The organism is Pseudomonas sp. HMWF006, assembly GCF_003061205.1.
In the GTDB taxonomy this organism is placed as follows: Bacteria; Pseudomonadota; Gammaproteobacteria; order Pseudomonadales; family Pseudomonadaceae; genus Aquipseudomonas; species Aquipseudomonas monsensis.
In genome coordinates, this window is sequence record NZ_QAIU01000184.1 from 1 (window position 1) to 4,183 (window position 4,183).

Consider the following 4,183-nt stretch of genomic DNA (forward strand, 5'->3'; position numbering starts at 1 on the left):
ATGGCGACGATGATCGCGTCTTCCAGTTTGGTGGTGTAGTAGTGCTCTTGGGTGCCTTGCGCCGAAGTGCGGTACCACTGGATAACGATTTCGCTCATGCGCTCGCCGGAGGTCAGCGCCGCTTGCAGCAGAGGCGAAGCCTTGTCGTAAACCTTGGTAATCACAACTGGCTTGTGCACGCGCTGACCGGTTGGCTGACCGGATTGTGGGTCACGCGGGATGATCACGTCGTGGGTGAAAGCCTGAACCATAACCTGGTCTTCGTGGCCTTCCTGGTAGGTGTTGCCAACGGAGTCGGCGGTGAAGGCGCCGGCAGTGATCAGGCCTTGTTTTTCGCCGGTAACCGACATGTACGCTGGTGTTGCCATGGGAGGTGCTCCTTGCTGGATCAGTGGATGAGTCATAGGTGAAATCACCTAAGAGGCGGCCATTTGCCACCAAATTACATGCCAACTTTTTTCGGGCCTTATGAACCGGGGCTTGCGAGCGTTTTCCTCGGAAAAGCTGGGATAAATCCTCAGAAAACAAAGGAAAAGTGCGCAAAAAGTTGCGCAGTGATGTGCAAGAAGTTGCGCACTTGGCTGCAGGCCGCGATCTACTTGGGCTGCAGCGATTTATCGAGCCAAATATGCGGAACAAGTGCGCAAGAAGTTGCGCACTTTCAAAAAAGCTTCCCCAACACATCAACAGCTAAAATTCTGATGCAGCCAGACCTAATCAGCACTTCAGCAAGGCCGAAAATCAGAGGCACTCCCTTTCCGAAATCATGACAAATCGCAACCCGAGCCTGGCCCGAAGGAGCCACACTTTTTATTTTCCAAGACAGTACAGGCCTGCCTGCTTCCCGCCACTCATGAGATCTTCAAACAGATGCGACCTAGCCGCTATGCCAAGGGTTTAACGGCGACTCATACTGTAGGTCTTTGACATACCGACCTCACCAACGACTTTTGAAGGAGGCAATCCGCATGGGGCTGACGAAAACTAATCAGGATTTGCGCCGTGATCTGAAAAGCGCTGCACTAGCACTCGAGGACGCTGCTCAAGACATGTTCAGAATGGCCAAACAGTACGGTGAGGCCGAGTTGCTTGCAGCCATGCAGAGAATTGAGGCGCTGTATGTCGAAGCGGATCGGTTGACTCAATACGCAGACGAAGTGAAGGCCGGAAAGATTTTGCGTACACCGTCAGAGAAATGCCCAGCAGACACCTGCAGAGATACTCCTCTTTCTCAGAGAGCAGGTATCGACTGCGTAGCCTGCCCGATGAAAGCCAAGTACTGCCTGAACACGGCGTTCCGCAAGATCGCTCGCAGCGTCCATGAAGCCGCTCGTAATGTGGCTCGGTGCATCGCCGCGACGGCGCAATACGTGCGCTCTCGTCATGAACGTAAAAAGGTCGAGATGTTGTTTGCCCACCTCAAGCGCATCCTGAAGATGGATCGCTTGCGACTACGTGGCATGAGTGGCGCAACCGATGAATTCACGCTGGCTGCTGCGGTGCAGAATTTGCGACGGCTAGCCAAACTTACTTCTCAAGGGTCACCACTCACGGGATAGGTGCGCCTGCACGTAGCAAAAAATCTTAAATTAACCCACTCACAGAGCAGCAAAGGTCAACAAAGAGCCGAGAAACCACGCAGCGTGGTGAGTAGGTTCTCCGATGGAGGTCGTGCTTGAGGTCAGACCAACTGAAAATCCGACTTTTTCAACAGAATCGCCCGGTAGCTGCCTTTCGCGACGGGCTACAATGGGTCGTTTTTTGCCGGTCATGACCACACTGCGTGATGGTCAAATTCGCTGCAATTCATTGCTCAGGTCGACTGCAAATTGGTGAACAAGTCTGTGCAATTACGCGTAGTGGTGTGCAAACCATTTTTGCGCACCGTTAGCCACCGTGGTTAACAGTGCAAAAATTAGGTTTACAGGGTAGTGAGATTGCCGCGATTCCGCGGTGAGGGGATCGCCCTTTCTGATGGAAAGCGAGGGGCGACAAATATACTATTTCTGAAAAGGCTGTGAACGAAGACTCTCAAAAAAAACCAGCCGAAGCTGGTTCATTTATTTCGAGAGTTTCAGAGGCTTTTATCAAGAAAACTGAAAAAAGCATAAAGTAGTCATGCCAAAAAAGATGCACAACTCATTGAGTTTACAGGTCATGAAGAACCATTTTTTTTGAAAGCCCACAGTCCGGGTCGCCTTTGCAGCTCAGCGTTTTATCGAAATCACACCACTCATGTAGTCATGCAGATCGCGCAGATCCTTAACGCTCCAGGCATGCGGCGGTATTTTTACCCCGTTCTCCTGCAACGTTTTCGGAATCAGGTTGCCGTTCGGGCGAAGGATGATCGACGACACAATCACGCCCGGATATTCATTCAGGCGTTTTTTGAACGCGGGCGTTGTCAGGTCAGGTGTTGGCGGATTGCTTTTATGCGCCAACGGCCCGGTGCCCTTTATATCGGCGCCGTGGCACACAGCGCAGCGCTGCGAATAGAGATTTTTTCCATTGCTGTTATCCGCGAAGGACACGGAGGTTTGAGCGATCAACAAAGCCCCGAGTACAGCGACGAATGCGGTTTTCATTGTTTGCCTCCCTGGCGTCTTTAAGGTCGCGCATGATGCGCGAGATTTAACGCTTGGCGCAAAACAATGTGGGAGCAAGCTCGCTCCCACAGGGTTCGGTGGTGGGCGCAGGTTCGAGTGCATCCACCACCGGCCATTGGATCAGCCTTTTTCGTCGATCCCGGCTTGCAGGGTCTGGGTGTCCAGATGCCCGCTCAAGGTGACCGGGCCGACTTTCAGGTTGCCGTTTTCCAGGGAAACCTTGGGTGCGTTTTCCTCGGCTTTATGTGGCAGATCAAGTCCGGCCTTCACGCCATAGTCACGGTTGCTCAGATCAGCGCGACCGACCTTCGATCCGCGCAGATCCACCTTCCCTTCAGTGGCCGAAATCCGCGCCCCCGTCAGCTGCGTCGCGCCGCCGACTGCGAGGTTCACCCCTTGGCTGCCACTGATGCCAGACATCTGCGCAACGCTGTCCTTGTGCGCATATTCGCCCTGCGCTTTCAGCGTCGGCTTGTAGTCGGTGCCGGCGAGTTGTTCCTTGTCGCTCGGTGGGTTTTTCTTCGCGGTCAGGCCCAGATCGACATCGACCTTGGCATGGTTGCTCGAACCCTGGCGACTCTCGACCTTCAGATCACCCGCGACTGTGCCGCTGACATCTTTAGCGTCGATCCGCGCACCCACCAGCTGTGCATCACCGGCACTGTTCAACACCACATGGTCAGCCCTGATCTGGCTGTTCTGCTGGGTGCTGCCCTGCAAGTAATCCACGCCCACCTTGGCGCCGGCATTGAAACCGTGGTCGCTGCTGGCCTTCTCATCCGCGGCGGTCGGGGTTTTGCTGCTCAAGTTGCCGCCGGCATTCAGCGCGACATTCCAGTTATTGCGGTTGTCGGTGGACTGCGCCGATTCCTGCACGTAACCGCCCTTCTGCGCGTCGATGCTGACGTTCGGTACGCTGACTTGCGTGCCTTGCAGGTGAATCGAATCACCGCTTAGTGCGAGGCCACTCTGGCTGTTGAGCTGGCCACCGCTGAGGGTTTGCGAATCCTCATTGACTCGACCGATATTGAAGTTGCCGCTCAGATTGCCGGCCTGATCGCGACTCTTCTCGCTGCTGGTTTTGCTGCCGCCCCCCTTCAAGCCGCCGCCGAGATTGCTGCCGGTGGCGGTGTGAGTATCGGTGGCCGCTTGCAGATCGAGCTTGCCGTCGGCGTGCAGAACGATGGCGCCAGCGCTGTCGATCTTGCTGCCTTGCTGCAGCTGATTTCCGCCGCTGCCGAGTTGCACCGGACCGTTGCTGGTGATGCTCGCCACATGGGCCTGGGTGTCAGTGGTCTGCTTGCCGGTGTGATCGAGCTGGAAACCGGCGCCGAGGTCGAGGTTGGTGCCGTCGGTCCCCGGCAAGGTGCCGACCGTCAGAGAGCCACTGCCACGCAGGCTGCTGTCGTTGCTGTGCTGGCGGTTGTTGGCCTGATTCAGCGCCAGATCACCGCCCGTGTTGATGCTCACTCCGCCCTGCCCGCCATCGAAACGGCTGCCTGCGAACTGCGCATCGCCACCGACCTTGATGTTCACACCCTGGCTGCCGGCATAAGCGCCGACGACGGCGGTGGAAC

At 55.8% G+C, this 4,183-nt stretch carries 3 protein-coding genes and 1 pseudogene; 1 reads left to right on the forward strand and 3 read right to left on the reverse strand.

What is annotated here, in order from left to right; genetic code table 11:
* A partial coding sequence (locus DBR24_RS07200) for an Hcp family type VI secretion system effector (protein ID WP_146188981.1) occupies window positions 1–368 on the reverse strand: 368 nt, incomplete at its 3' end.
* An 879-nt stretch (window positions 369–1,247) separates the two neighbouring features.
* Between DBR24_RS07200 and DBR24_RS07205 the strand changes: the two are divergent.
* Window positions 1,248–1,559 (forward strand): annotated as a pseudogene (locus DBR24_RS07205) (transposase); the annotation flags it as partial.
* A 648-nt stretch (window positions 1,560–2,207) separates the two neighbouring features.
* Here DBR24_RS07205 and DBR24_RS07210 read toward each other — a convergent pair.
* Together DBR24_RS07210 and DBR24_RS07215 are read right to left on the reverse strand one after the other, a co-directional pair.
* Entirely contained in the window at window positions 2,208–2,585 is a 378-nt protein-coding gene (locus tag DBR24_RS07210; RefSeq protein ID WP_128614333.1) for a c-type cytochrome, read from the reverse strand.
* Between the two features lie 141 nt (window positions 2,586–2,726).
* The coding region (locus tag DBR24_RS07215; protein ID WP_177490459.1) for a hemagglutinin repeat-containing protein at window positions 2,727–4,183 on the reverse strand (1,457 nt) is incomplete at its 5' end.